The 26,551-nt window shown below is 48.7% G+C and carries 23 protein-coding genes; 21 read left to right on the forward strand and 2 right to left on the reverse strand.

The window, feature by feature from the left end; translation table 11 throughout:
• Positions 1-24: 24 nt before the first annotated feature.
• The 15 genes from B160_RS29770 to B160_RS0120440 all read left to right on the forward strand — a co-directional run bounded on the left by B160_RS29770 (position 25) and on the right by B160_RS0120440 (position 15,790).
• The gene (locus B160_RS29770; RefSeq protein WP_018629781.1) at positions 25-1,170 is read left to right on the forward strand and encodes an NADH-quinone oxidoreductase subunit G; all 1,146 of its coding nucleotides are present in this window, start codon (positions 25-27) and stop codon (positions 1,168-1,170) included.
• 21 nt (positions 1,171-1,191) lie between these two features.
• Positions 1,192-2,247, forward strand: coding sequence for an NADH-quinone oxidoreductase subunit NuoH (gene nuoH, locus B160_RS0120360; RefSeq protein WP_018629782.1), 1,056 nt, complete (start codon positions 1,192-1,194; stop codon positions 2,245-2,247).
• Positions 2,248-2,383: 136 nt separating this feature from the next.
• Complete coding sequence (nuoI, locus tag B160_RS0120370; RefSeq protein WP_026309901.1) at positions 2,384-2,941, forward strand: NADH-quinone oxidoreductase subunit NuoI; 558 nt, start codon at positions 2,384-2,386, stop codon at positions 2,939-2,941.
• A 19-nt stretch (positions 2,942-2,960) separates the two neighbouring features.
• Complete coding sequence (locus B160_RS0120375; RefSeq protein WP_018629785.1) at positions 2,961-3,461, forward strand: NADH-quinone oxidoreductase subunit J family protein; 501 nt, start codon at positions 2,961-2,963, stop codon at positions 3,459-3,461.
• A gap of 31 nt (positions 3,462-3,492) precedes the next feature.
• Positions 3,493-3,819: an NADH-quinone oxidoreductase subunit NuoK gene (gene nuoK, locus B160_RS0120380; protein WP_040680180.1), complete on the forward strand. Its 327-nt coding sequence runs from the start codon at positions 3,493-3,495 to the stop codon at positions 3,817-3,819.
• Between the two features lie 22 nt (positions 3,820-3,841).
• Positions 3,842-5,749, forward strand: coding sequence for an NADH-quinone oxidoreductase subunit L (gene nuoL / locus B160_RS0120385; RefSeq protein ID WP_018629787.1), 1,908 nt, complete (start codon positions 3,842-3,844; stop codon positions 5,747-5,749).
• A 72-nt stretch (positions 5,750-5,821) separates the two neighbouring features.
• Positions 5,822-7,306, forward strand: a complete 1,485-nt coding sequence (locus B160_RS0120390) for a complex I subunit 4 family protein (RefSeq protein WP_018629788.1) — start codon at positions 5,822-5,824, stop codon at positions 7,304-7,306.
• Positions 7,307-7,316: 10 nt separating this feature from the next.
• Entirely contained in the window at positions 7,317-8,690 is a 1,374-nt protein-coding gene (locus tag B160_RS0120395) for an NADH-quinone oxidoreductase subunit N (RefSeq protein ID WP_026309904.1), read from the forward strand.
• A 232-nt stretch (positions 8,691-8,922) separates the two neighbouring features.
• A complete protein-coding gene (locus B160_RS0120400; RefSeq protein ID WP_018629790.1) occupies positions 8,923-10,200 on the forward strand; it encodes an ABC transporter permease in 1,278 nt (425 codons plus the stop codon).
• 228 nt (positions 10,201-10,428) lie between these two features.
• Positions 10,429-11,283, forward strand: coding sequence for a MotA/TolQ/ExbB proton channel family protein (locus tag B160_RS0120410; protein ID WP_018629792.1), 855 nt, complete (start codon positions 10,429-10,431; stop codon positions 11,281-11,283).
• A gap of 65 nt (positions 11,284-11,348) precedes the next feature.
• Entirely contained in the window at positions 11,349-12,002 is a 654-nt protein-coding gene (locus B160_RS0120415; RefSeq protein ID WP_018629793.1) for an ExbD/TolR family protein, read from the forward strand.
• 39 nt (positions 12,003-12,041) lie between these two features.
• The gene (locus B160_RS0120420; protein ID WP_018629794.1) at positions 12,042-12,674 is read left to right on the forward strand and encodes an ExbD/TolR family protein; all 633 of its coding nucleotides are present in this window, start codon (positions 12,042-12,044) and stop codon (positions 12,672-12,674) included.
• 56 nt (positions 12,675-12,730) lie between these two features.
• A complete protein-coding gene (locus B160_RS0120425) occupies positions 12,731-13,561 on the forward strand; it encodes an energy transducer TonB (protein ID WP_018629795.1) in 831 nt (276 codons plus the stop codon).
• Positions 13,562-13,693: 132 nt separating this feature from the next.
• Complete coding sequence (locus B160_RS31805) at positions 13,694-14,518, forward strand: hypothetical protein (RefSeq protein ID WP_018629797.1); 825 nt, start codon at positions 13,694-13,696, stop codon at positions 14,516-14,518.
• A 345-nt stretch (positions 14,519-14,863) separates the two neighbouring features.
• Entirely contained in the window at positions 14,864-15,790 is a 927-nt protein-coding gene (locus B160_RS0120440) for a TIGR01777 family oxidoreductase (RefSeq protein ID WP_018629798.1), read from the forward strand.
• Here the strand turns inward: B160_RS0120440 and B160_RS0120445 are convergent, their stop codons facing one another.
• Together B160_RS0120445 and B160_RS0120450 are read right to left on the reverse strand one after the other, a co-directional pair.
• Positions 15,791-16,609: an ABC transporter permease gene (locus B160_RS0120445; protein WP_018629799.1), complete on the reverse strand. Its 819-nt coding sequence runs from the start codon at positions 16,607-16,609 to the stop codon at positions 15,791-15,793. It abuts the gene before it with no gap.
• 51 nt (positions 16,610-16,660) lie between these two features.
• Positions 16,661-17,575 (reverse strand): ABC transporter ATP-binding protein, encoded by a 915-nt coding sequence (locus B160_RS0120450; RefSeq protein WP_026309905.1) that lies wholly within the window; start codon positions 17,573-17,575, stop codon positions 16,661-16,663.
• A gap of 370 nt (positions 17,576-17,945) precedes the next feature.
• Between B160_RS0120450 and B160_RS0120460 the strand changes: the two genes are divergently transcribed.
• From B160_RS0120460 to B160_RS0120485, 6 genes are all read left to right on the forward strand, one after another.
• Positions 17,946-20,303 carry a 3-hydroxyacyl-CoA dehydrogenase/enoyl-CoA hydratase family protein gene (locus tag B160_RS0120460; protein WP_026309906.1) on the forward strand — a complete coding sequence of 786 codons (2,358 nt, stop codon included), beginning with the start codon at positions 17,946-17,948 and terminating at the stop codon, positions 20,301-20,303.
• 193 nt (positions 20,304-20,496) lie between these two features.
• Entirely contained in the window at positions 20,497-20,922 is a 426-nt protein-coding gene (locus B160_RS29780; protein WP_026309907.1) for a hypothetical protein, read from the forward strand.
• A gap of 89 nt (positions 20,923-21,011) precedes the next feature.
• A complete protein-coding gene (locus B160_RS29785; RefSeq protein ID WP_018629804.1) occupies positions 21,012-22,109 on the forward strand; it encodes an adenylate/guanylate cyclase domain-containing protein in 1,098 nt (365 codons plus the stop codon).
• A gap of 34 nt (positions 22,110-22,143) precedes the next feature.
• Positions 22,144-22,893, forward strand: coding sequence for an MBL fold metallo-hydrolase (locus B160_RS0120475; RefSeq protein ID WP_018629805.1), 750 nt, complete (start codon positions 22,144-22,146; stop codon positions 22,891-22,893).
• A 132-nt stretch (positions 22,894-23,025) separates the two neighbouring features.
• Positions 23,026-23,877 carry a phosphatase PAP2 family protein gene (locus B160_RS0120480; protein WP_245562253.1) on the forward strand — a complete coding sequence of 284 codons (852 nt, stop codon included), beginning with the start codon at positions 23,026-23,028 and terminating at the stop codon, positions 23,875-23,877.
• Positions 23,878-24,216: 339 nt separating this feature from the next.
• A complete protein-coding gene (locus B160_RS0120485; protein WP_040680223.1) occupies positions 24,217-26,547 on the forward strand; it encodes an NADP-dependent malic enzyme in 2,331 nt (776 codons plus the stop codon).
• Positions 26,548-26,551: the final 4 nt, after the last annotated feature.

The raw sequence follows: 26,551 nt of genomic DNA on the forward strand, positions 1-26,551 counted from the left end.
CTGGCGTCTTTGCGAGAAATAAATATGGCAGACGAAATAAAACAAGAACCACCTGCAAATTTTAAGGTAACCATCGACAATGTTACCCTGGAAGTGCCGCCCGGTACTACCATTCTGCAGGCTGCAAGGATGGTAGGCGGTGATGTGGCGCCCCCGGCTATGTGTTTTTATACACCGCTGAAAGGCAGTGGTGGTAAATGCCGTACCTGCCTGGTAGAGGTTAGCAAAGGATCGGAAAAAGACCCGCGGCCCATGCCTAAGCTGGTAGCCAGCTGCCGCACTACGGTAATGGATGGCATGGAAGTAAAAAACATCACCAGCGAACGGGTGATCAATGCACGAAACAGCGTGGTAGAATTCCTGTTGATTAACCACCCGCTGGATTGCCCGATCTGTGACCAGGCGGGAGAGTGCCATCTGCAGGATCTGAGCTATGAACATGGTAAGGAAGGTACGCGCTACGAATTCAAACGCCGTACCTTCAAAAAACACAACCTGGGTAAATACATCCAGCTGCATATGACGCGTTGTATCCTTTGCTACCGTTGTGTATTTACCGCTGATCAGCTGACCAATAAACGGCAGCATGGAATACTGGACAGGGGCGATCATGCAGAGATTGCTACATATATCGAAAAATCGCTGGATAATGAGTTTATCGGTAATGTGATCGATGTATGCCCGGTGGGAGCCCTGACCGATAGAACCTTCCGTTTTAAGAACCGGGTATGGTTCACCAAACCGGTGGATGCGCACCGCGATTGTCCGAATTGCTGTGGAAAAGTAACACTGTGGGAGCGGGGCAACGAAGTATTGCGGGTAACAGCACGCAAGGATCCCTGGGGCGAAATACTGCCGGCAGAAGATGGCAAAACGGGGTGGATCTGTAATGAATGCCGTTTTGAAAAGAAAGATATCAAAGACTGGGTGATTGAGGGGCCCATGAAGGTAGCCCGGCACTCCGTTATCGGGGCCAACCACTATGAAGTGCTGGACCTTCCCAGGGAAACGATCCCCGAAGTGATGGGCGGGCGGGCACCCAAGCTGCTGATGAATATTCACAGCATCAGCGATGTGAACGATCCGGCCATCGACCTGAGCAAGATCCCCGGGCCGGCAACAGGAGAAGTGTTTGACCGGAAAAAATTAACAGAGGAAAAGAAAGATTAACAAGCTATATTATTTTATAACATGTACTTACTGGCTATTGATTGGATTTTTATTATTGAAAAACTGGTGCTGATCGCCGCCATTGTTACCTTGTCAATGGTGGTGGCCATGTATGCTACATATGGCGAAAGAAAGGTAGCGGCATTCATCCAGGACCGGATCGGGCCAAACAGGGCAGGTCCTTTTGGCTTGCTGCAGCCATTGGCCGATGGAGGGAAGCTCTTTTTTAAAGAAGAGATCATTCCGCTGGCATCTTCAAAATTCCTGTTCATACTGGGCCCGCTGCTGGCAATGGTAACCGCATTGCTGACCAGCGCCGTGATTCCCTGGGGAGCTTCTATGAATATCGGCAACCGCACGGTGCCCCTGCAGGTTGCGGATGTGAACATCGGGATCCTTTATGTTTTTGGCGTGGTAAGCCTCGGCGTGTACGGCATCATGCTGGGCGGTTGGGCCTCCAACAATAAATTTTCACTGCTGGCAGCTATCCGTGGTGCGTCGCAGATGGTATCGTATGAGCTGGCCATGGGGTTGTCGCTGATTGCGGTACTGATGCTCACCGGTTCATTGCAGATGAGCGTAATCGTAGGGGAGCAGTACAACGCCGTATGGAACATCGCTTACCAGCCTATCGGCTTCATCATCTTTTTTATCTGTGCGCTGGCGGAAACGAACCGCACACCGTTTGATTTACCCGAGGCGGAAAATGAACTGAACTTCGGATACCACCAGGAATACTCCAGTATGAAGCTGGGTTTTTACTTGTTTGCAGAATACATTAATATGTTCATAAGCGGTGTTATCATGGCTACCCTGTATTTTGGAGGTTACGATATTCCGTTTGTTAACGAAGCCAGCCTGGCGCAGCATATTGGAGAGAACTGGGTAGCCTTGCTTACATTCCTTACGCTGATGGTGAAGGCCCTGTTCTTTGTATTTGTATTTATGTGGATCCGCTGGACCATTCCCCGGTTCCGTTTTGACCAGCTGATGCATCTTGGATGGAAACGGCTGATCCCGCTGGCATTGCTGAATATGGTGATCACCGCGGTGGTGATCCTTTGGCTGAAGAAGTAGAATGGGAATGTGGAAATGTGAGAATTGAAAAAGATGAAAACAGTACCGGTGTACAAGTGAGTGACACAAGAATGTGGAGCCTTGCACAGGCGTTGATAAACAAAAAATTAAAAAGTAAAGCGCTGTATAAAGAAATATGAGTGAACCATTAACAAACAGGAGTAAACCCGTTGATCGGAGGCCGATGAACTGGGTAGAGCGTTTATACCTGGTAAATATTTTTAAAGGGATGGCCATTACATTGAGACATTTCTTTAAAAAGAAGGCCACCATTAAATATCCTGAAGAAACAAGGCCGTTTAGCAAGGTCTTCAGAGGTCTGCACATCCTTAACCGGGATGAGGAAGGGCGTGAAAGATGTACGGCCTGTGGTCTTTGTGCCGTAGCCTGTCCGGCAGAAGCCATTACCATGGAGGCTGCGGAACGCCAGGAAGGCGAAGAAAAACTGTATCGTGAGGAAAAATATGCCGCAAAATATGAGATCAATATGCTGCGCTGTATCTTCTGCGGATATTGTGAGGAGGCTTGCCCCAAAGATGCCATTTACCTGTCGCAGACATTTACACCTGCCAACTACCAGCGTAAGGGATTTATTTATAAAAAAGAAGACCTGCTGATCCCCGATCCGGTTACAGATCCGGAAGGCTATCAAAAAGCGTTGGGAACCATCAACAGGGAAAAAGAAGGTGTTTAAGGGTTAATAAGAAAATGAAATGAATATTACGCAACTATTATTCTGGTTACTAACGGTAATTGCTATAGGCAGCGCGCTGATGATTGTGACCAGTAAAAATCCTGTGTACAGTGTGCTGGGATTGATTGTTACTTTCTTTGCCATCTCCGGCCATTATATTTTAATGAATGCGCAATTCCTGGCCATTGTAAATATCATCGTTTATGCCGGGGCCATTATGGTATTGTTCCTTTTTGTGATCATGCTCATGAACCTGAGCAGGGCAACGGAAACCCTGAAGAACAAATGGCTGCAGATTGTGGGGGCCATTGCCGGAAGCTGCTTATTCCTCGTACTGATCGCAGCTTTAAAAAATACGGAAATAAAAAAGAACCTGGTGGAAATGGGAACCGGTGATATCGGGCTGGTGAAAAGCCTCGGAAGGGAGTTGTTCACCACCTTTGTTGTTCCGTTTGAAATCAGCAGCGTGCTGTTCCTGAGCGCCATGATCGGGGCCGTGGTAATCGGTAAGAAAGAATAAGATCTCAAATCTCAAATCTCAAATTCAAAAAATGCCAATAAATTATTACATAACCCTTGCTCTTTGTTTGTTTGCCATAGGTGTGGTAGGGGTATTGACACGCAGGAACGCCATTATTGTTTTCATGTGCATCGAGCTGATGCTGAACTCGGTTAACCTGTTGCTGGTAGCTTTCTCAAAAATGCATCACCTGGCAAAAGGGGCGGCAGCCACAGCAGGTACCGACGGACAGTTGTTTGTATTTTTCATCATGGTAGTAGCGGCAGCGGAAGTAAGCGTTGGTCTGGCGATCATTGTGATGATGTACCGGAATGTGCATTCGATAAATATTAATTTCTTAAACAGGCTGAAACATTAATTGCGCCGGCATTCTTTTTATTATGAATAATGTGTTAGATATCGTTTATTGGATCCCGCTGTTGCCGTTGCTGGGCTGTATCATAAACGGATTGGGAAGAAAAAATTTATCAAAAGGAGCCATCGGTTTTATCGGAAGCGGTGTCATTCTTGCCTCTTTTGTATTAAGCCTCTGGGTGTTTTTCCAGGTCCGTGGAGGAAATGTACATACCGCGGAATATTTCCCGTTCATCAATGTGGGCAATCTGAAGATCCCCTTTGCCTTCCAGATCGATCAGTTGTCGGCCATCTGGCTGCTGATCATTACCGGTATCGGCTTTTTGATCCATGTTTATTCTGTTTCTTATATGCATGAAGAAAAACCAGTGCATTTCGGGAGGTATTTTGCCTATCTGAACCTGTTTGTGTTCTCCATGCTGTTGCTGGTGATGGGGGCCAATTTTGTGATCATGTTCATTGGGTGGGAAGGCGTTGGCCTATGCTCGTACCTGCTGATCGGTTTCTGGTTTAAGAAAAAAGAATACAGCAAGGCCGCCAACAAGGCGTTCATCATGAACCGTGTGGGCGACCTGGCCTTTTTGATCGCCTTGTTCATGCTGATCCATAAGCTGGGCACAACCACTTTTAGTGAGATCTTTACCAGTGCCTCCCTGGCAAAATTATCGGGTAAGGAAATGACCACCATTACATTACTGCTGTTTGTAGGCGCCACCGGTAAAAGTGCCCAGATCCCGTTGTACACCTGGCTGCCCGATGCGATGGCGGGTCCTACGCCAGTGTCGGCGCTCATCCACGCCGCTACCATGGTTACCGCGGGGGTCTATATGATCGCCCGGGCCAACCTGATGTTTGCCATGGCCCCGGCCACATTAAATGTGATCGCTATCATTGGCATTGCTACGGCCCTGCTGGCCGCTACCATTGCCCTCAAACAGAACGACATTAAAAAAGTGCTGGCGTATTCGACAGTAAGCCAGCTGGGATATATGTTCCTGGCATTGGGAAGTGGTGCTTATGTGGCGGCTGTTTTTCATGTAATGACCCATGCCTTCTTCAAGGCATTGTTGTTCCTGGGCAGCGGCAGCGTTATTCATGCAATGGGGGGCGAGCAGGATATGCGCAAAATGGGCGGTTTGTCCCGGTACATGAAGATAACCAATATTACCTTCCTGCTGGGCTGCCTGGCCATTGCCGGCATTCCGGGTTTTTCCGGCTTTTTCTCCAAGGACGAAATTCTCGCAGGCGCATTTGCGAAGTCGCCGGTATTGTATGCGCTGGGCTTGTTTGGGGCACTATTGACCGCGTTTTATATGTTCCGGCTATATGTTACTACGTTTAAAGGAACATTCCGTGGCACGGACGAGCAGAAACATCATTTACATGAAAGCCCTGCAGCCATCACCATACCGCTGGTCATCCTGGCTGTTCTTTCCGTAATCGGCGGATTTGTCGGAGTGCCGGAGTTTATCGCGCATGGGGCACATGCATTGTCCGGCTTCCTGCAGCCCGTTTTTAAAGAAGCATACGCCGTTCTGCCGAAGCACGAAGTGGAGCATAGCACAGAGTGGGGGCTTGCAGGGCTGTCCTCCGTATTGGTGATCCTTACCGTAATCATTGCCTGGGCCCGGTTCTCTAAAAAACCCGACCTGCAGGCCGCAACCGGTTTCGGAAAAATATTGGAAAATAAATGGTATATAGACGAGCTGTACCAGGGTGTTATTGTAAAGCCGCTCAATATGCTGGGCTCATTTTTGAGCAATGTAGTAGATAAAAAAGTGGTAGACGGACTGGTGAACGGAGTGGGCCGGCTGGTGCGTTATGGCGGCCGTCAGCTGCGCTGGTTGCAAAGCGGGCAAACCGGCTCTTATATATTAATGATGGTGCTGGGAATGGTGCTGATCTTTATTGTGCAGTTCTTTTTGAGAAAATGACCCGGAAACCGAAACTTGGAACTTTACCCCGATCGCTATCGGGATTGGAATTTGGAATTTGAAATTTGAAATATGATCGCATTGTTGTTGATACTGGTGCCTTTAGTGAGCGGGTTGGCTGCTTTTTTAATGAAAAAAGAGGAACAGGTGAGAACCTGGTCGTTATTGGCAGCCATCATCACGTTTATCATTTCCATTCTTGGTGTGGCGGTTTATACGGCACCCGGATGCTGGACGTTCAGGGCCGGCTGGATGGGATCGCTGAACAGTAGCTTTTCGTTGAAAGGGGATGGCATGGGGATCATGCTATGCCTGCTCACAGCGCTGTCTTACCCCGTGATCTTTCTTTCGACCTGGACCACTGCCTACAAAAAGGTGCATAACTTCTTTGGGTTGATGCTCTTAACACAGGCCGGCCTCATGGGCGTATTCCTGGCAATGGATGCCCTGCTTTTTTACTTCTTCTGGGAACTGGCGCTCATACCGATTTATTTTATCTGTTCGCAATGGGGCGGCGAAAAGCGCATTGCGGTAACTTTTAAATTCTTTATCTATACTTTCATCGGCTCATTGTTAATGCTGGTGGGCATACTGTATGTTTATTCCCGTACTCCGGGCCATTCCTTTGATATTACCGCCTTTTACCAGGCTGGTCTTTCCCTGAAGGAACAATCCTGGCTGTTCTGGTTATTCTTTGTGGCTTTTGCGGTAAAAATGCCGGTATTCCCGTTTCACACCTGGCAGCCGGATACGTACCAGCAATCGCCAACTGCGGCAACAATGGTGCTCAGTGCGCTGATGGTAAAAATGGGCTTGCTGGGGGTACTGCGCTGGCTGTTGCCGGTGTTCCCTTTTGCTTCCTACCTGAACGGGGATACCATATCCCTGCTGGCGGTAACGGGCATTGTTTATGCATCCCTGATCGCAATGCGGCAGGATGATATGAAGCGGCTGGTTGCCTATTCTTCCATCGCCCATATCGGGCTGATGTGTGCGGCTGTTTTTGCCGAAGACAAAAGTGCTCTGCAGGGAACCATGATACAGATGTTCTCCCATGGGATCAATATTCTGGGGATGTGGATCGTGGTGGAGATCATCGAGCGGAAATTCGGCACCGTTAAGATTTCCGCTTTGGGCGGCATTGCCCAAAAAGCACCGGTGCTTACCTTCTTCTTTGTGATCATTGCTTTTGCCAATATAGCCCTGCCTTTAACCAATGCCTTCATCGGCGAGTTCCTGATGTTCAGAGGCATCCTGGCTTCCCGGGTTTCAGAGCATGGTGTCCTGATCATGGCCACAGCGGGTCTTGGGATCATCCTGGGCGCGGTATATACCCTGCGTCTGGGGCGCAAAGTGTTTTTTGGGGAAACAAACGCACTCACGGAAAAGGGGAGCGATATCGTTTTTCATGAGCGGGCGATCCTTGCAATCATTGTTGGCGCCATTCTGATCCTGGGTATCTATCCCCAGCCATTCTTAAACGCATTAGATCATATCAGTCAATCCATTTTAAAAAATTCAGACGTGCTTCCGATGTTGATGAAGCAGAAGCATTAAGAGAAATAATATGAACGCAGTACTATTATCAGGTTTGTTAGGTGTGGTGATGATGTTCGCCAGCTTTTTGTTCAGGACAAAGGCCCCGGTGCGGATACTGGCTATTTTGGGCATGGCCGTATTGCTGGTTGCGAATGTCCTCGACACAAAAGGGATCCATTTTTTTCATGTGAATACAACCGGCTTCCTTTCATTTACCGGCTATGCGCTGTTTTTTAATACGATCGTCATTGCCTGCACGCTGATCTTTTTCCTTATTTCCTCAAAAGACATGCAAAAGGTGGGGAATCACTATGCCGAATATTTTGCCCTGATCTTCTTCATCCTGACCGGCATCTTCCTGGTAACCGCATTTACCAACCTGCTGATACTTTTTATCGGAATTGAGATCATCTCCATTCCACTATACATCCTGACCGGCTCTGCAAAAAAGGATTTAAAAAGCAATGAGGCGGCGCTGAAATATTTTTTGATGGGGGCTTTTTCAACCGGCGTAATGCTGATGGGTATTGCGTTGATCTACGGGGCCACCGGCACTTTTGATATTACAAAGATGAATATTGCCGGGCTGTTGAAATCAAACCTGCTGACGGCGGGGATGCTGATGCTGTTGTTCTCCATGTGCTTTAAGGTATCCATCGCTCCCTTTCACTTCTGGACGCCGGATGTATATGACGGTGCTCCGAATGTATTTACCTCTTTTATGGCCACGATTGTAAAAGTGGGCATTTTTGTCGGGTTCCTCCACCTGTTCTACACTGCTTTTGATGCGATCGCGCTCCAATGGAAAATATGGATGGCCGTGCTGGCGGCGCTTACGCTGCTGGTAGGGAACATCACTGCGGTCTTTCAGCAAAGCGTAAAACGGATGCTGGCCTATTCCAGTATTTCCCAGGCCGGTTTTATGCTGTTTGCCCTGGTGGCCATGAATGAAACGGCGCATGAGGGCCTGCTGCTTTACGCAATAGCCTACTGCCTGGCAACGATCGGGGTATTTGGGATCATCAGCAAAATGACGGATTACTCCTTTGACGGGTTCAATGGTCTGGCAGGGCATCAGCCTTTAGTGGCGCTATGCGTTGCCATTTTCATGTTGTCTTTGGCCGGCATACCGCTTTCTGCAGGATTCCTGGCCAAGTTCTATATGCTAAAGGCAGTTATACAGGCCGGTGGCTATATGTGGCTGGTGATCTTTGGCGTGCTGATGGCTGCGGTAAGCGCTTATTATTACTTCCGGGTGATACAGGCGATGTACTTTAAAGAAGGGCCCAATCACTTTTCCGGGATCAGCGCATTTGAAAAGTGTGTGCTGGTGGGCATCTGTGTGCTCATCGTGTTTACCGGACTTTTTCCCAACATAATATTCGGCTGGATGTATTTTTAATCATCCGGTTCAGTATTTGAAAATTTGTGAATGTGGAAATGTGGGAATGAGCATTCGGCCTCAAACCGGGACCGGATTTGGGATTTTCGATCCTCAGCGTTAAATGCCCCCTGGTCTTTCCGTCACCCGGAACAAGCTTAGAACTATCAGATTTGAGGATTTGAAAATGTGCAAATGAGCATCCGTATCATTAAACTTCAAACCTTAAACCGATAACCTGTAACTTAGCAAGGTGAAATTTAAAGACACTTTACTGCTTGCATTCCGCACCGTAAAAAGCAATAAGTTGCGCACCGGGCTTACGGTTACCATCATTGCTTTTGGCATTATGGCGCTGGTAGGGATCATTACAGCCATCAAGGCAATGAACCAAAAATTCTCCGAAAGCTTTTCTTCGATGGGCGCCAATGGCTTTACCATACGATTCAAGGAGCGCAATATGAATATGGGCGGCCGGGGAGGCGATCTGGCCGTTTCCAAGAAGGGGAAAAAAGAAAAACAGTCCAATCTGAACAAGGTCATTACCCGGGAGCAGGCCGAGTATTTTATCAATCATTATCATTTTCCCGGGGTCGTGTCGGGCATTTCCGTATTTGGCGGAAGAAGCAATATCCTGTCTTTTAGTGATAAGAAAACCAGCCCCAATGTGGTGCTCCTCGGGGGTGACGAAAATTACCTGAGCCTGAATTCCTACAAGATTTTATACGGCCGGAACTTTACAGCCGGAGAGATCCGGGGCGGTCAGAACCTGTGCATCCTGGGACTGGATGTTGCCCGGAGCTTTTTTGGCGAGGCGATGGACGGCGGGATAAATACGACCATACGTATCAACAACCTGCCTTACCGGGTATTGGGGATCCTGGAGGGGAAAGGCGCCACATTCGGTTTCAGCCGGGATAATATGGTCATAACCGGGTACCAGAACTGGGCCCGGAATTTTGGCAGCCCCAATGTTTCTTACGTGATTGCGGTAAAAGTGGCCGATCTGAAGCAACTGGACGCAGCAATGGGCGAAGCTGAAAGTTTTTTCCGATCGGTCAGAAGAAACGGCATTACCGAAGCCAGCAATTTTGCGTTGGACCGGAGCGACAGCGCCGTGCAAACGGCAATGAATGTGCTGCGCTATATCCGGTGGGCCGCTATCGTTATTGGCGTCATCACGCTGCTGGGGGCCGCCATCGGGCTGATGAATATTATGCTGGTTTCTGTATCGGAACGCACCAAGGAAGTGGGGCTGGTAAAGGCATTGGGAGGAAAGCGACGGTCGGTCAAGATCCAGTTTTTACTGGAAGCGATCATTATCAGCATCCTCGGTGCCCTGTTGGGGATCCTCCTGGGAGTCATCGTCGGAAACCTGTTCTCGCTGGTGCTGCATACCGGGTTTGTGGTTCCCTGGGATTGGGTGGTATATGGAATTGTCATTTGCACAATTGTTGGTCTCGGAGCAGGCATTTACCCGGCGGTAAAAGCGGGAAGATTGAATCCTATAGAAGCATTGCGCTATGAATAAAAAACGCAATGCTGGAGCTGTTTTATTGAATACAATAAAATCAAAAACGATTTTAAATAAAATTATCGTAACATTTTTTTGTTTTTTTTGATTAATTATAAAAAAAGATTAACTTCAATCGGTTAAAAAAAAATAATGACGAAAAATTTTGTTGTTTGATTTTTTTTGTTAGAATTGTAGACTCAAATAAACTTGTTCAATATTTAAAAAACTAAAAAAACTAAGATCATGGCTGAGACAAATCAAGCGAAGCCCGTAACGGCTACTACTTCTGTTCAACCTAAAAAAAGCAGTAATTTGATTTCGTGGGTGGCGCCCATTTTGTGTATTGTTGCTGGGTATTGTATATGGCGCTTTGTGATTGGCGCGGATTCTGGGTTTGACCAGCCTGACAAAGCAGGAGGCTTCTGGCCGGAGCACAAAGGTCCCCACGGTGCCTTCCACCGGATTTATGAAGGAGGGATCATCGTACCGTTGCTGATCGGTATGCTGTTAATGGTAGTTGTGTTTGCAATTGAAAGGTTCCTGACCATTGCCAAAGCACTGGGTAAAGGAAACATCAGCAATTTTATCCGTAAAGTACAGTACCACCTGGCTAATAAAAATGTAGATGCTGCATTGGCTGAGTGCGACAAGCAAAAAGGTTCTGTTGGTAATGTTATGAAAGCAGGTCTGCGTCGTTACAAAGAAATGATCGGCGAAACCGGTTTGGAAACCGAGCAAAAAATTGCGGCTATTCAGAAAGAAGTTGAAGAAGCAACTGCTTTGGAATTGCCCATGTTGCAAAAGAACCTGGTATTCTTATCCACCATTGTATCCACCGGTACGTTGATCGCGTTATTGGGTACGGTAATGGGTATGATCAAATCATTCTCGGCTTTAGGTGACAGCGGTGGCGGTAATGCTGCTGAACTGGCGGTAGGTATCTCTGAGGCCTTGTATAATACCGCATTAGGTATCGGTACTTCAGCCCTGGCCCTGATCATTTATAACATGCTTACAACTCGTATTGACAGCATTACATATGGTATTGACGAATCTGGTTTTACCCTGACCCAATCCTTTGCTTCTTTATATAAATAGTATAAGAAGCAAGATTTTTATGGAATAAAACAGATTTTTCGTCTTATATCAAAATCAAGTCAATAATGGCAAAAGCAAAAATACAAAAGAAGCCGACGGATACGGATATGACGCCCTTTGTGGATGTGGCGTTCCTGATCCTCTCCTTCTTTATCATGGCTACAAAATTCAAACCGTCTGAGCCGGTACCCATCGATACGCCGAATTCTGTTTCGTCTCAGATAATGCCTGATAACAATGCGGTTATGATGAGTATTGATAAGGATAACAAGGTCTATTTTTCTGTGATGTCCAAGTCTGATGTCCAAAAAGGCAAGGAGATCATCAAGGAGGCAGCCAAAAGGTCCGGGATCACGCTTACGGATGCTGACCTGAGCCAGTACCAGGATGGAGAAATGATCGGGATGCCTTTTAATAAAATAAAAGGATTCATGGCGCTCTCCCCGGCCGAGCGGGCAAAAGTGGCACAGGATGGTATTCCGGTAAAAGATTCAGCTACCAGTGAGCTGGTAAACTGGATCGGCGCTGCTAAATATGTTTTCGCCGGCGAGCAGCTGAAGTACCTGGTTAAAGGGGATAACACCTCAAAATATCCAACCTTCGGTGCTGTTATCGATGCCATGAAACGTAATGATGAGCAGAAGTACAACCTGGTAACCATGCCTCAGGACGCACCCGCAGGAACCGATCTGTACAAGGAGCGGCTGCAGGCAAAATAAAATTCAATCACTTACTATAACCAGTAAAAAGAAAAAAATATGGCAAGTTTAGATACTGGCGGCGATGACGGGCATAAGAAAGGCCCCGGGGTCAAGAAGGCCAAGAAACTGAACACCCGGGTGGATATGACGCCAATGGTGGACCTGGGATTCCTGCTGATCACCTTCTTTATTTTTACGGCAACAATGAGCAATCCAACCACAATGGATCTGAACATGCCGAAAGATACCGATAAGAAGGATGAAGAAACGAAGATCAAAGAATCCGGTTCTTTGTCGGTGATCCTGGCTAAGGACGACAAGGTGTTCTATTATGAAGGTGATCTGGATCCTACCGGATCAAATTTTAAGAGCGCAACATATAAGGACATCCGGGCAGAGATCATCCGTAAAAAAAGAGAGGTGGTTTCCCGCTATGTGACCGACCCGGCTTGTGAAAATGAAGCCCGGGCAAAAGGAAAATCCATTGATGATTGTAAGCAGAAAGACTTTTTTGTGGTGATCAAACCCACGGAAGATGCTACCTATAAAAACGTAGTGGACATGCTGGATGAAATGACCATCAATAAAGTTTCACGCTATGCATTGGTAAAGCCTTTTGATTCGGAGTTGGACGCGGTTCGTTTGTCTGGTGGCGCTGCTGCTGCCCCGGCAGAAACCCCGGCCAAATAAAAGTTCTGTATGGAATTTTTAGAAAAATGCATCACATTAAAAAACGTAATTAGATAATGGAAGCCAATAAAATTTTATCCTCTGATCTCCTGGATATCGTGTTTGAAGGGCGGAACAAAGAGTACGGAGCCTATGAGCTTCGCCGCACTTATAACAAACGGGTCTGGAAAGCACTGGGTATCACGGTAATAGCCGCTGTGGTTATTGCTGGCCTGGTGGTTCTGAAAAGCCAGATGAAATCCACGGTTCAGGAGAAAGTAAAAATGGAGGAAGTTACCATTCAGGAAATTAAACCGGAGGAGAAAAAGGACGAGCCACCACCGCCACCGCCGCCGCCTCCTCCCAAACAGGAACCACCTCCCAAAATTGAAACCAAAGCGTTTACACCTCCCAAGATCGTAAAAGATGAGGAAGTAAAAGAACCACCTCCCGTACAGGAAGAGTTAAAGGAAACCAAGATCGGTACCATTAACCAGGAGGGTGTTAAAGACGTTGGAATCGTTGTGCCGCCGGCTGGTGTTGATGGTGGTAAAGGGATTGTGGAAACAAAGCCCGTAGAAAAAGAGCCGGAGATCTTTACCAAAGTAGAACAGGATGCCAAATACCCGGGCGACTGGGCGCGGTACCTGACCACCAACCTCAGAGGTGAAGTACCGGTTGAGAACGGCGCATCACCCGGTAACTACCAGGTAGTTGTTCAGTTTGTGGTAGACGTACAGGGAAATGTGAGCGACGTGAAAGTGATCAAAGACCCCGGGTTTGGAATGGGTTCAGAGGCAATACGTGTAATCAAAAGATCCGGTAAGTGGAAGCCTGCTATCCAGAACGGACGGGAAGTAAAAGCCTACCGGAAGCAGCCGATCACCTTCCAGGTTACAGACGGTTGATAGGTTATCCGAATATATTCAGTTTAGATCCCCATTTGAAAAAATGGGGATTTTTTAATGGTATAATTGTTGAGGTATTTTTTTAATATTTTTTCTAACAGTTCTTCATTGTTCATTTTAAAAACAAACAGGATGGCAAAAGGAAAAAAAGCAGCCGCAAAAAAGGCAGACTCTAAAAAGAAGGGCAATGCATCTCCAAAGAAAGCGGATAAAAAAGCAAAAAAAGAGGCTGCCCGCGAACTGAAGCAGCAGAGCAAAGCACAAAAAAAGATCCTGAAAAAGGAAAAAAAGGCCGCAAGAAAAGTAGTGGGATCCGTGCCATTGCCCACCGTAAAAAAAGCAGCTGCCGGTTCTAAAGCCCCCGGCAAAACGGCGGCACCTAAAAAAAATGCCATTTCGAAAATTGCCACACAAAAAACAGCTGCTAAAAAAGTAATTGCCAAAAAACCGGCGGTGAAGAAAGCGGCTACCAAAAGGGCGGTTACGGTAAAGAAAACGGCTGTAAAAAAATCAGTGGCAGCAAAGACGGCCGCTCCTGTGAAACAAACTATAAAAAAACCAACAAAAACAACGACAGTTAAGTCGGCTAAAAAGACCCTGGCGAAAAAGCAGCCCAAACAGCCGGCGGTTTCCGTACCGGCAGTAGTGGAAAATAGCGGGAAGGACATTACGGATGTAAAAATGCCCGGTTTGAATGAACCGATCATTGCAGCGCCTGTTATGGAACCCTCAGAATTGAGCGAAGTGGCAAACATCGATAGCGGTGTTGATCAGAACCCTTCCGGAGACGGAGCACCGGTGGCGGATCGTGCAGAAGAACTGCGTCATGATCCCGTTCCGGATGTATTTAAGGAAAAACCACACGACCCGCTTCACGACCCGCACGACCCCATTCCGGGAAAAGGTGTGAATACGCCCTTGCCGAAGAAACCATTAGGAGGTGCCCGGAAAAAATAAGTAAACATGAGTGCATCAAAGCGGCTTTATCAAATGCCGGTTTATTGTATATTGTCGTTCTGAACTTTCGATCGGACAGGTGTTTCAGAATCTATTGATAACCAATCGTGCCTTTATAATGGGCCAGTATTCATTTTATTGAAGTGTGTATCATCTTAAATGATTTGTGAAGACATAAACCATGGCCCCGCGCCACGGTCAGCGTCCTCACTGACCGGAGAATAAGTTTATAAAGATAATTTTGATACCGGTTCATTATTTGATGCTGAAACAGTCCCGGTTGCTATCGGGACAGCAAGGCAGTATAGGCTTTTGCTATAACCCCTTTACATTTAAGAACAGACAATGATAGCAATTGTGACCGGGGGAACCGGGATGATCGGGAAAGCAGTTGTGAGCAGATTGCTGGAAAGCGGCTACCAGGTAGTGATCTTTACCCGCAAAAAGCAATTGCATGGCCGCGTTCAGGGAGCGTTGTCCTATCGCTACTGGAACGTGGAGACCGGGGAAATTGACCGGAACGCTGTGCTTACGGCCGATTATATCATTCACCTGGCCGGTGCCGGTGTAATGGAACGCCCGTGGTCTGCCACCTACAAAAAAGTGATCGTCGACAGCCGGGTACAAAGCGGGTTACTGCTTTCTGACACGTTGCTGAGCGGCGTTAACCGGTTGAAGGCCCTGGTCAGTGCCTCGGCTATTGGTTGGTATGGCCCCGATCCTGAGATCCCAAACCCGGCTCCCTTTACAGAAGACCGGCCCGCAGCACCGGGTTTCCTGGGACATTGCTGTATGCAATGGGAGCAGAGCACCGCATCATTAGAGCGCCGGGGGATAAGGGTTGCTTATCTGAGAACGGGCGTTGTACTGGCTCCCGGAGGAGGGGCTCTGTCAATGATCCTGCAACCGCTAAAATGGCGGATCGCAGCAGTGCCCGGTAATGGCCGGCAGGTGATCAGCTGGATCCATATACACGACCTGGTCAGCCTGTATCTGGCTGCATTGGAAGAAGAAAGCTACCGGGGTGCCTGCAATGCGGCAGCGCCCGCTCCGGTTTCGAATGCCACGCTGGTACGGTCATTGGCGGAGCATCGGTATGGCAATGCCTTTATCTCCATCCCCATTCCCGCCGCGCTGCTCCGGTTGGTATTGGGCGAACGGGCAGCCGAAGTGTTGGGAAGCACTACCGTCAGTGCCCGGAAAGTGCAGGTTAAGGGGTTTGTGTTTCAATATCCTGATATCGGTTCGGCAATCCGGCAGCTTCTGAAGTGATCAGGTCCTCAGGTCAGTGCGCTGGTAATAGCGGACCATCCAATACATCATCAATGCGCCGTAGATCGCTGCTGTTATCAGCAGGGTGCCGTCTGAAACCGTTCGGGTTTCAACCATACCAGGTTTAAAGGGATTGGGGACCAGTGAGTCCGTACTTTCCAAAGGCAGAAAATAGCCCGCCTGGCTTTTCCGGAAGGTCAGCGCCAGCCACAGCAGGTTGTCAATAATAAAAACATATCCGAAATAAAGGATGATCGCCAGGCCGGTACGCTTAATCAGCAGGGCGATCAAAAAAGCGATCACAAGGTACAGGGTTGCCATCACCGCATAGTAGCCTACATAGTGCATATTTTCAAAAATTGAAACGGAAGAGCGGTTCGGTGTGTACAACAGGCCGCAAACCAATCCGCAGAAAAAGACCATAAGGGTAGAGGTTGCTACGAAAAAGAGCAGCAGGGTTATCTTGGCTTTGATATAGTCCATCCGGCTCCAGCCATCAATAATGTTCTGCCGGTGTGTTTTGTATTGTACTTCGTTGGTGATCAGCATGATGAACAACATCCCAATGATGATAAAGAACATTCCTCCAAACCAGGCAGCACCATGCCATACATTGGGAAAAATGAACGGGGAGCTGAACAGGCGCTTTAGCATCGCGGCTTCGATGCTCTTGTCTTCAAACTGGCTAAACTGACGCATGAACCGGCTTGCGGTCATCAGGAAGGTAAATGGCAGAAACGTAAAAAAGGAACCGAACAGGATCCAGAAAGTGCGGTAGTTTTTTATTTTCAGCCATTCGGTTTTAAAAAGTTGTAGCATATGGAAAAGAGTTATTGAGGAGATGCGGGTTATTGATAAAATCAGGTCGGGTCAATGGTCGCTGCCGGCGCCGGTGATTTCCAGGAACCGGGCCTCCAGGCTTTTCTTTTTAAGCACCAGGTAGGTAAGCGCAATGCCTTTTTCAAAACAGTACCGGTTTACCAGTTGCGGAGTAAGGTCTGCTGTGCCGGTAAGCTGAAGCATCCCCGGTTTTACAATGAGCGCTGTTACATTTTGCAAACCGGCAACCACCTCCTGCAGCAGCGGCAGATCCGATGCAGCTATTTCGATCACCGTTTCCGGTGCCGGTCCGTTTGCATGCAATACTTCATGAACGGTACCGCCTGCTTTTACATGCCCTTTCTGGATAATGGTCACATGCGTGCACACTTTTTCCACCTCATCCAGTATATGGCTGGCCATAATAATCGTTTTTCCCGCGGCATGCAGCTGTTGGATCAGTTGCCGGATCTCCGCGATCCCGGCGGGGTCCAGACCATTGGTAGGTTCGTCAAAGACCAGCACTTCCGGATCGCCAAGCAGGGAGGACGCGATCGCCAAACGTTGTTTCATGCCCAGCGAATAGGTACTGAAGGCAGAGTGCCGGCGGTCAAAGAGCCGGACGGCCTTCAGCGCCCGGGGAATATCGGCTGTGTCCTGACCTTTAATGGCCGCCGCAATCCTGAGGTTCCGTTCCGCGCTCAGGTAGGGATAAAAATTAGGCGTTTCCAGCAAGGTCCCGATACGCTTTCGTTGCGCTTTATGGCCCGTTTGCCCGTTCCACAAATAGCTGCCGGAACTGGCTTTTAATACATTCATGACGATGCCCAGCAGTGTGGTCTTACCGCTGCCGTTGGGGCCCAGAATGCCGTACACCGCGCCCCGGGGTACTTCAAAGCTTACCTGGTTCAATGCCTGTACCATACCGTAGTTTTTAGAAAGGCCGTTGGTTGATAATACATTCATGCCGACTTGGTTTAACAGAACCAAATGTATCATTAATTGATCCGGCGCAAGAAATAAAATCGGCAAAAACACATTTTAAAAAGGTAAACGTCCGGAACGGCGGAACCGGGTAGCGGATCTTAGCGCCTGTAACCGGTTGGCCACGGGCGCTGGCTTGCCAACGGCCCGGATCTCCGACGTCAGAGCGCCGCAACCGGAGCAGCGCCGGCCGGGGTTCATGTTTTTGCATTTGCTTTTTTTCTCCTTACCTTCACAGTAGATAGTTGTTTATCTAACTAATTGTTGTTTGTATATGATTTCAGTGATAAAATTTGTTGATATATGGATCACAAAAGCAAAGGCCGTACAACCGCTAAACATATAGTCGTGTATGAAAAGAATCATTAAAAAAGTAGCAGTTCTCGGAAGTGGTGTGATGGGATCGCGCATCGCCTGTCATTTTGCAGGCATCGGTATTCCGGTATTGTTGCTGGACATTGCTGCCGAAGGGGCGGATAAGAACAGGATCGTAAAAGATGCGCTGGCAGCTGCTGTAAAAAGCAGTCCCTCGCCCGTATACACCAAAGAGGTGGTGAAGAGGATCACCACCGGTAATTTTGATGAGGATCTACAGCACATCGGGGGGTGCGACTGGGTGATAGAGGTGATCGTGGAGCGGCTGGATATTAAACAGCAGTTATTTGAAAAAGTGGAGCAGTACCGGCGCCCCGGAACACTCATCACTTCCAATACATCGGGCATTCCGATCCACCTGATGACCCGTGACCGGAGCGAGGACTTTAAAAAACATTTTTGCGGAACCCATTTCTTTAACCCTCCCCGTTATTTGCGGTTATTGGAGATCATTCCTGCGCGGGAAACCAGCGGGGAGATGGTCGATTTCCTGATGGAATTCGGCGATCGCATTCTTGGAAAAACAACTGTGCTTTGTAAGGATACACCGGCCTTTATTGCTAACCGTGTGGGTGTGTTCAGCATCATGGCTATATTTTCCCTGATGGACCAGCTGGGGCTGGGTATCGATGAAATTGAGGCGCTGACCGGCCCGGTGATCGGCCGGCCAAAGTCGGCCACATTCCGCACTGCGGATGTTGTAGGCATCGACACCCTGGCAAAAGTGGCCGCCGGCGTTTTTGAGAACTGTCCGGACGATGAAGCGAAACAGTTATTTGTGGTCCCGGCCTGGCTGGAAAAAATGGTGGCCAATAAATGGCTGGGTGATAAAACAGGGCAGGGCTTTTTTAAAAAGATAAAAAATGAGAAAGGGGCTTCAGAGATCCTGGTGCTGGATCTGAAAAGCTTTGAGTACGCCCCCCGCGTAAAACCAAAATTTGCCGGTCTGGAAGCGGCAAAGCTGTTAGAGGAGCTGCCCGCAAAACTAAAGGTGCTGATGGCTGGCCAGGACAAGGCGGGCGAGTTTTACCGGAAGTTTCATTACCTCTTGTTCTCCTATGTAAGCCACCGGATACCGGAGATCAGCGATGAGCTGTACCGCATAGATGATGCCATGAAGGCCGGCTTTGGATGGGAGATCGGCCCTTTCGAAAGCTGGGATGTGGTTGGGGTGGCTAAAACGGTGGCAGCGATGAAGAGCGCCGGCATTACCATAGCCGCCTGGGTGGAAGAAATGCTGGCAGCAGGCCATCAAACATTTTATACGGTTGAGAACGGGAAGCGTAAGGCTTACGATCCGGTCAGCAGGAACTACAAGGTCCTGCCTGGAGCAGATGCTTTTATTATTTTAAGCAACTACTCCGATAAGATCGTGTGGAAGAACAATAGCTGCCGGCTCTGCGATATAGGAGACGAAGTGCTGGCCCTGCAATGGAATACCAAGATGGGAACCATTGGAGGCGATGTGCTTAGTGGTATTCAGACGGCGATTGAAAAGGCTGAAAAGGATTTTAAAGGGCTGGTGATCGCCAATGAAGGCGCCAATTTTTCTGCCGGGGCAAATGTGGGCATGATCTTTATGCTGGCTGTGGAGCAGGAGTATGATGAGCTGGATATGGCCATACGTCTTTTTCAGAATACCACTATGCGTGCCCGGTACGCATCGATACCGGTCGTAGTAGCGCCGCACGGCCTTGCGCTGGGAGGCGGATGCGAGCTGAGCCTGCACGCCGATAAGGTATGTGCTGCTGCCGAAACCTATACAGGGTTGGTAGAACTGGGCGTGGGACTGATCCCCGGAGGCGGGGGCACCAAAGAGTTTGCTTTGCGCGCGGCCGATGAAGTGCAGCAGGGCGAGCCGGAAAACATTCCACTGCAGAACCGGTTTTTAACCATTGCTACGGCAAAGGTGAGTACTTCGGCTGCAGAGGCATTTGAACTGGGTATTTACCGCAGGGGCCATGATGAAGTGATCGCCAACCAGGACCGTCGCGTTGCAGAAGCAAAACGCAGTGTGCTTGAATTGTATGACAGCGGCTATGTGGCACCTGTGCCCAGGACAGATATAAAAGTGCAGGGACGCAGTGTACTGGGCTCCTTACTGGCAGGGATCAATGCCATGCAGAAGGGCAGCTATGCCACCGGGCATGATGCGCTGGTTGCAAAAAAACTGGCTTATGTCATGTGTGGCGGAGATCTGAGCGAGCCCGCGCTGGTATCGGAGCAATACCTGCTGGACCTGGAGCGGCAAAACTTTTTGTCCCTCTGCGGGGAACGCAAAACACTGGAACGGCTGCAAAGCGTGATTAAAACCGGGAAGCCCGTGAGGAATTAAATCGTATTCCGGTTTTCGTTTATCAAATCCACGTCAAACAGCAGTAATGCTGTTTTATATCATTTAACGTATGTCCAACCTCAGGGTTCTTCCATTAAGGCAGAAAATACTGATTGCGCTGACCATAATTGTTGGGCTGTTCTTATTTATTTCATCGGTTGCCGGGTTGTTATCACAGGGTACATTAAATCAAATGATCTGGTTTTATGGGGTCGGAGTTCCCTTATGTCTGCTCGTTTTTGACACGGTAATTGACCTTAATGACGGCGCAATTTTTGGCATCTGGATGATCATTTCCATAATAATGTATATCGTCAGTTTGACAACCTATAGCAATGATGCATTCGTTATGCACCGTACGGGCTTTGATACCGGTTCTCCGGTCAATAGCCTGATCGCCGGGTACTCGACGTCGTCGCTGAAAACGCTTTTGATTTTCCTCATCGTGTATTGGCTGTTCAATAAGCTGCTCAATAAAAAAGGCTTGTTTGTGATCAATACATTCCGGCAAACCGGGTGGTATCATGATACCGTTCAAAGAAGGATTACAGGATTTGATGTTTTGACAAACGTTGTTTTATGCGTTGCCATCATTGCAGCTGCTTTATTTGGGCATTAGGCAAAAACATGATGCCGCATTCTTCATTTTGTAAATAAATATGTATTGCCCTGTCCATAACGACCATTGCATAGCATTTCGTCTTAATTTTGTACCGGCTTGCTGAAGATGCAGCCATAACGATGATGCTATCCAAACGCGTGCTATACTTCCGGCTGAAAATGCTGCTGATCCTTTCAGTGATCTGGATCCTGTTCGGATTCCTTTTTTTGTTCAATATCCTGGAAATAGAAAAGCAGCTGCTCAGTAACCGTTCCCTCATCATCTTCTGTCTTACGTTTGCCATTATCGGCCTGGTGATTTCCTCCGCCCTGATCTTTTACCTGAAAACGGCGTTCCGGCGATACCCGTTGTGGATTTCCTTTCTGCTGAAGCTGGCACTGGCTTTCGGATTATTTGTACTGGTGGCCTTTTGTATGCTGGCGGCTTATTTTGTATTCAGCTACCATGGCAGCCTGTCGCAGTTTACCACCCGCTTTTTTGAAGATGTTTTTTTTACCAGGGGATTTTTGATTCTGATGGCCGACCTGGCATTGCTGACCCTTATTTCGCTTATTTTGTTGGAGGTGACGGATAAATACGGTCCCGGGGGGTTCTGGAGCATGATGCGGGGTGAGTATCACCGGCCGCAGAAAGAAAGCCGCATCTTTATTTTTCTGGATATCAATAATGCTACCACCATTGCAGAGAAGATCGGGCACGAACAATACTTTTTATTGCTGAAAGATTTTTTTGCGGATATCACGAACCCGGTGCTGGCCAACGGCGGAGAGATCTATCAGTATGTGGGGGATGAAGTGGTGCTTTCCTGGAAGGCATCGCTGGAGAATAAGATCTACGCATTGCGGTTTATCCGCCAGGCATTCTATATTTTAAGACGAAGGGAAAGATATTATACCCGCCAGTATTCGGTGGCACCTACTTTTAAGGCCGGTATTCACAGTGGGGAAGTCACATCGGGTTTTGTAGGCATTATTAAAAAGGACCTGGTGTACAGCGGCGATACGCTGAATACTGCTGCGCGCCTGCGGGGAAAATGCCATGAGCTGCAGCAATCCTTTATTTTATCAGGCGAATTTATGAATGATTTCCACCAGCCCTTTGCCTATAAAATTACCGGTATCGGGGAGATGGAATTAAAAGGCCGGATGGAGAAGGAGCGGCTTTTTTCGCTGGAATTCGAATGATGGATGACCGGGTCTCATATTTTAAAATGATCTGATGAAAGTAATTGTAAAAGAGCTTCAACCGGATATTTTCTGGGTATATACACCGTCGTATTATAACTGCACCTATATCTTAAAAAAGGGAACGGATGTTGTTTTGATAGATGCCGGAATGCGATCGGATGCGTCTGACATCAAAGGCGCACTGGAGCGGATCGGGATTCCCGTAAAACGCATTACCGCCGTCATTTTAACGCACTGGCATAATGATCATTCCGCAGGTACCGCGGTGCTAAAAGAGCTTTCGGGCTGTAAAACGTTTTGTCATATAGACGAAGCAGACTATTTTCAGAAAAAGCCGGGCTCCAGGCTGAGACGGCTTGCAGATTTTATACCGGAACGGGGGATCCTGGTTTTGTTCAAAGGTTTGATCGGTGATGTGGTGCCAAGGCGCGTAACGATCGATCACCTGGTATCCGATGGCGATGTGATATTGCAGGACCTGGAGGTCATAAAAACACCCGGACATACAAACGGGCATATCGCGATCTACGATCGCAGCACAGCATTCCTTTTCGCCGGCGATGCGCTGGCGGTCATTCACCAAAGATTGCGTCTAATGGCGGGTCCTGTAACGCCCGATAAAGAAAACGCGCGGGCATCCATTATGAAACTCTTATCCGGCAGAATGATCAGCAGTATTTGCCCGGGACACCGGGAGCCACTGGTCACCAATGTTGAAGCGGAAATTGCAAGGTTTAGAAATGAGATCCTGCATTTAAAACGCTGGCCGCTTTTGGGATAAAAGGCCCGGCCGGGGGTCTTGATGGCGACCGGAAGGCCTTTATGGTCCTCCATAAGATCACAAACGGTATTCCCCTATTTTTGTAAGAAACAAGTTCACCTGTACCCTGTAAGATATATCTTGTGGCTTTTGATGGTGTTGCCCCATTTATGCAGGGCACAAACACCATTGAACGTTTCCTGCCAGGATACCGCAGGCGGCATTGCTGCGGGTGCCGGGGGCGCGGACCTCTTTACCGGACCAGCGCTCATAAAAGAGGAGGCAACGGAAGACAGTCTGATCCGGTACCGTCTGAACGGCGCTTTTTTTAAAAGCATATTTTCCGATGCGGAGTACGTGGTTACCAGGCCCGCTCGCTGGCAGGGGCGCGATGTCAGGAACCTGGGAATTGTGCTGGGAACAACGGGTGCGCTGCTGCTGGCAGATAAAGAGATCAAACAGGTCGCTCAACGGAACCATAATCCGGTTGCGAACAGTGTGGCCAATATTGTTGAACCTTTTGGCAACCGCTATTCGCCCTATATTATGGCGGGGATGTATGTGGTGGGCGCCGCGGTTAAGGATCCTGAATTAAAAAGTACGGCCCTGCTTACCTTCAAGTCCTATGCCATTGCCACTTCCCTTTACCTGGTTTCCAAATCGGTCATCCGGCGGAACCGGCCGGCTTATACGGATCATCATCTGGATTTTCATACCCCTTTTTCAGGAGACCGGTATCATACTTCGTTTCCTTCGGGGCATACCCTAACGGTGATGACACTGGCCACCGCTGTTTCGGAAGCCTATGGCAAAAAGCACCGCTGGGTACCCTGGGTGGCTTATAGCATAGCCGGGCTCACCGGCATTTCCAGGATCTACCACAACCGGCATTGGTCCAGCGATGTATGGATCGGCGCTTCACTTGGCTATTTCGTAACCCGCTCCGTATTTCAAAATAACCGGGTAAAGCGGAAACGGACGGGGCTTTCAGTCGTATGGCGGTAGCATATTGAGTGCCCGGCCGGGCAGGCCCATTCGGTATAGGGAACTAAAGATCCGCCCGTTGGCGGATGAAATGATTAAAAAAGCAGCTTCCGAGTTAAGGAAAAGCCTCTGAGAGGGATGATCCCTGCGCAACCCGGTCAGGCGGTCCTTGGGGATTCATCTGAATATGCCGTTTTTTAATAACGCCAGCCCTCCGGTTGTATCATTCAGATGCATTTGCCCCGGGATAAACGTTGCAACCGGGGCTACTCAAAATATCTTTTGTATAATTTTGCACATTTGGCAGATTGGTTTACTTTTCGGGCGTCTAAAACCGGCTTATACCAAGAAAGAATTTATATGGCAAAGAATGATCTACGAAAAGAGCAGGCCTTGGCCTATCACGCAAAGGGAAGACCGGGAAAAATAGAAGTCATTCCAACCAAAAAGGCAAAAACACAGCGGGATCTGGCGCTGGCCTATTCACCGGGGGTAGCCGAGCCCTGCCTGGAAATCGCAAAGAATATAGAGCATGTTTATAAATACACCGCAAAGGGGAACCTGGTGGCGGTTATCAGCAATGGTACGGCGGTATTGGGATTGGGCGATATAGGACCGGAAGCCGGAAAACCGGTAATGGAAGGCAAAGGGGTCCTGTTCAAGATCTTTGCCGACATTGATGTATTTGATATTGAGGTCAATGAAAAGGATCCGGAAAAATTTGTTGAGATCGTAAAAGCGCTGGAACCAACATTTGGCGGCATCAACCTGGAAGATATAAAAGCCCCGGAATGTTTCTACATCGAAAAAGAATTGCGGAGGCAGATGAATATTCCGGTGATGCACGATGATCAGCATGGAACGGCCATCATCAGTGCAGCCGCGCTCATCAACGCACTGGAAATCCAAAAGAAAAAAATAGACCGGGTAAAGTTTGTGGTGAACGGTGCGGGCGCAGCGGCCATGGCTTGCGTATTGCTTTACCAGGAGCTGGGCGCAAAACCCGCCAATTTCCTGATGTTTGACCGTTTGGGGGTATTGAGCAGGTCCCGCGCGGATATTGATGAAATGAAGTACGCTTTTGCAAACGCCACCCGGGAGCTTTCGCTGGCCGAGGCGATGAAGGGGGCGGATGTTTTTATCGGGCTGAGTGCCGGAAATACCGTTACTGCGGAGATGGTGAAAAGCATGGCCCGCAATCCCATTGTATTTGCGATGGCCAACCCCGACCCGGAGATCTCCTGGGAAGCCGCCACCGGCGCCCGGAAGGACCTGATCATGGCAACGGGGCGCAGTGATTATCCCAACCAGGTGAATAATGTGCTGGGCTTTCCCTATATCTTCAGGGGCGCGCTGGACGTAAGGGCCCGCGTCATCAATACGGAAATGAAGCTGGCGGCGGTGAAAGCACTGGCTCAACTGGCCAAAATGCCCGTTCCGGAAATGGTGAACCTGGCCTATAACCAGGAAAAGATGGTTTTTGGCTCTGATTATATTATTCCCAAACCCCTGGATCCGCGCCTGCTGACGGCTGTAGCGCCTGCTGTAGCCCGCGCAGCTATGGATTCGGGTGTGGCACAGCGCCGGATCGAAGACTGGGAGCAGTACAGCCGGGAGCTGGACAAGCGGCTGGGAGTAGACAACCAGGTACTGCGGGCCATGGGCACAAAAGCCCGGTCGGCACCCAAACGGATCGTATTTGCAGAAGGTGAAAATCTCAAGATCCTAAAAGCAGCACAGATCGTTCTGGATGAAGGCATCGGGTTTCCGCAACTGATCGGCGATAAGAAAGAGATCGAGACCATCGCTGCCGAAAACAGCATCGACATTTCGGGTATGGTCATTTTTGATCCGCGCAGCGAGGAAATGATCGAAAAAAGACAAGAATACGGGGCGCTCTTTTTTAAGAAAAGGGCAAGGAAAGGATACACCAAGGAAGAAGCCCACAAGCTTATGAAAGAGCGGAACCACTTCGGATGCATGATGGTGGAGCAGGGCGATGCGGATTGCATGCTGGCGGGGCTTACCAAGAAGTATGATGAAGCCATCCGCCCCGCATTGCAGATCATCGGCACCGAGCCCGGTGTGAACCGAGTGGCGGGTATGTACCTGGTGATGACCAAGAAAGGACCGCTGTTCCTTGCAGATACGACGGTGAACTTCAACCCGACCGTGGAAGAGCTGGCCGAAATCGTGTTGCTGACGGCAAAGGAAGTGAAGGCCTTCAACCTTACCCCCCGGATCGCTATGCTCAGCTATTCCAATTTCGGCAGCAGCAAATCGCCCGAAGCCACGCTGGTGTCGCGGGCAAGAGCGCTGGTAAAGGAAAAAATGCCGGACCTGATCGTAGACGGGGAGCTGCAGGCCAATATCGCATTGAACAACGGGCTGCTGCAGGAGATCTATCCGTTCAGCGATTTGGTAGGACAACAGGTAAACACACTGATCTTCCCTAACTTAGCATCGGGAAACATTGCTTATAATATCCTGCTGGAGATCGGCTCCACGGACGCGGTAGGACCCATTGTGATGGGGTTGAAGAAACCGGTGCACCTGTTGCAATTGGGCAGCACCGTAAGCAATATTGTAAACATGGCAATGATCGCGGTTATTGATGCCCAGTCGAAAACGAGGCCAACAGTTGAAAATGACCGGAAAACGAAAAGGTTGTTAAAAAGAAAAACTGATTGATCCA

Origin of the sequence: Niabella aurantiaca DSM 17617 (assembly GCF_000374125.1) — a bacterium.
Classification (GTDB): Bacteria; Bacteroidota; Bacteroidia; order Chitinophagales; family Chitinophagaceae; genus Niabella; species Niabella aurantiaca.

Bases quoted from the DNA above. Each gene is read 5' to 3' on its own strand.
- B160_RS31805 (WP_018629797.1), top strand. From the start codon at position 13,694: ATGGCAAAAGGAAAAAAAGCAGCCGCAAAAAAGGCAGACTCTAAAAAG.
- B160_RS0120480 (WP_245562253.1), top strand. From the start codon at position 23,026: ATGGTGTTGCCCCATTTATGCAGGGCACAAACACCATTGAACGTTTCC.
- B160_RS0120425 (WP_018629795.1), top strand. From the start codon at position 12,731: ATGGAAGCCAATAAAATTTTATCCTCTGATCTCCTGGATATCGTGTTT.
- B160_RS29780 (WP_026309907.1), top strand. From the start codon at position 20,497: ATGATCTGGTTTTATGGGGTCGGAGTTCCCTTATGTCTGCTCGTTTTT.
- B160_RS0120440 (WP_018629798.1), top strand. From the start codon at position 14,864: ATGATAGCAATTGTGACCGGGGGAACCGGGATGATCGGGAAAGCAGTT.
- B160_RS0120395 (WP_026309904.1), top strand. From the start codon at position 7,317: ATGAACGCAGTACTATTATCAGGTTTGTTAGGTGTGGTGATGATGTTC.
- B160_RS0120390 (WP_018629788.1), top strand. From the start codon at position 5,822: ATGATCGCATTGTTGTTGATACTGGTGCCTTTAGTGAGCGGGTTGGCT.
- B160_RS0120460 (WP_026309906.1), top strand. From the start codon at position 17,946: ATGAAAAGAATCATTAAAAAAGTAGCAGTTCTCGGAAGTGGTGTGATG.
- B160_RS0120475 (WP_018629805.1), top strand. From the start codon at position 22,144: ATGAAAGTAATTGTAAAAGAGCTTCAACCGGATATTTTCTGGGTATAT.
- B160_RS0120445 (WP_018629799.1), bottom strand. From the start codon at position 16,609: ATGCTACAACTTTTTAAAACCGAATGGCTGAAAATAAAAAACTACCGC.
- B160_RS29770 (WP_018629781.1), top strand. From the start codon at position 25: ATGGCAGACGAAATAAAACAAGAACCACCTGCAAATTTTAAGGTAACC.
- B160_RS0120420 (WP_018629794.1), top strand. From the start codon at position 12,042: ATGGCAAGTTTAGATACTGGCGGCGATGACGGGCATAAGAAAGGCCCC.
- B160_RS0120485 (WP_040680223.1), top strand. From the start codon at position 24,217: ATGGCAAAGAATGATCTACGAAAAGAGCAGGCCTTGGCCTATCACGCA.
- B160_RS0120375 (WP_018629785.1), top strand. From the start codon at position 2,961: ATGAATATTACGCAACTATTATTCTGGTTACTAACGGTAATTGCTATA.
- B160_RS0120415 (WP_018629793.1), top strand. From the start codon at position 11,349: ATGGCAAAAGCAAAAATACAAAAGAAGCCGACGGATACGGATATGACG.
- B160_RS0120450 (WP_026309905.1), bottom strand. From the start codon at position 17,575: ATGAATGTATTATCAACCAACGGCCTTTCTAAAAACTACGGTATGGTA.
- nuoI (WP_026309901.1), top strand. From the start codon at position 2,384: ATGAGTGAACCATTAACAAACAGGAGTAAACCCGTTGATCGGAGGCCG.
- B160_RS0120410 (WP_018629792.1), top strand. From the start codon at position 10,429: ATGGCTGAGACAAATCAAGCGAAGCCCGTAACGGCTACTACTTCTGTT.
- nuoK (WP_040680180.1), top strand. From the start codon at position 3,493: ATGCCAATAAATTATTACATAACCCTTGCTCTTTGTTTGTTTGCCATA.
- nuoH (WP_018629782.1), top strand. From the start codon at position 1,192: ATGTACTTACTGGCTATTGATTGGATTTTTATTATTGAAAAACTGGTG.
- nuoL (WP_018629787.1), top strand. From the start codon at position 3,842: ATGAATAATGTGTTAGATATCGTTTATTGGATCCCGCTGTTGCCGTTG.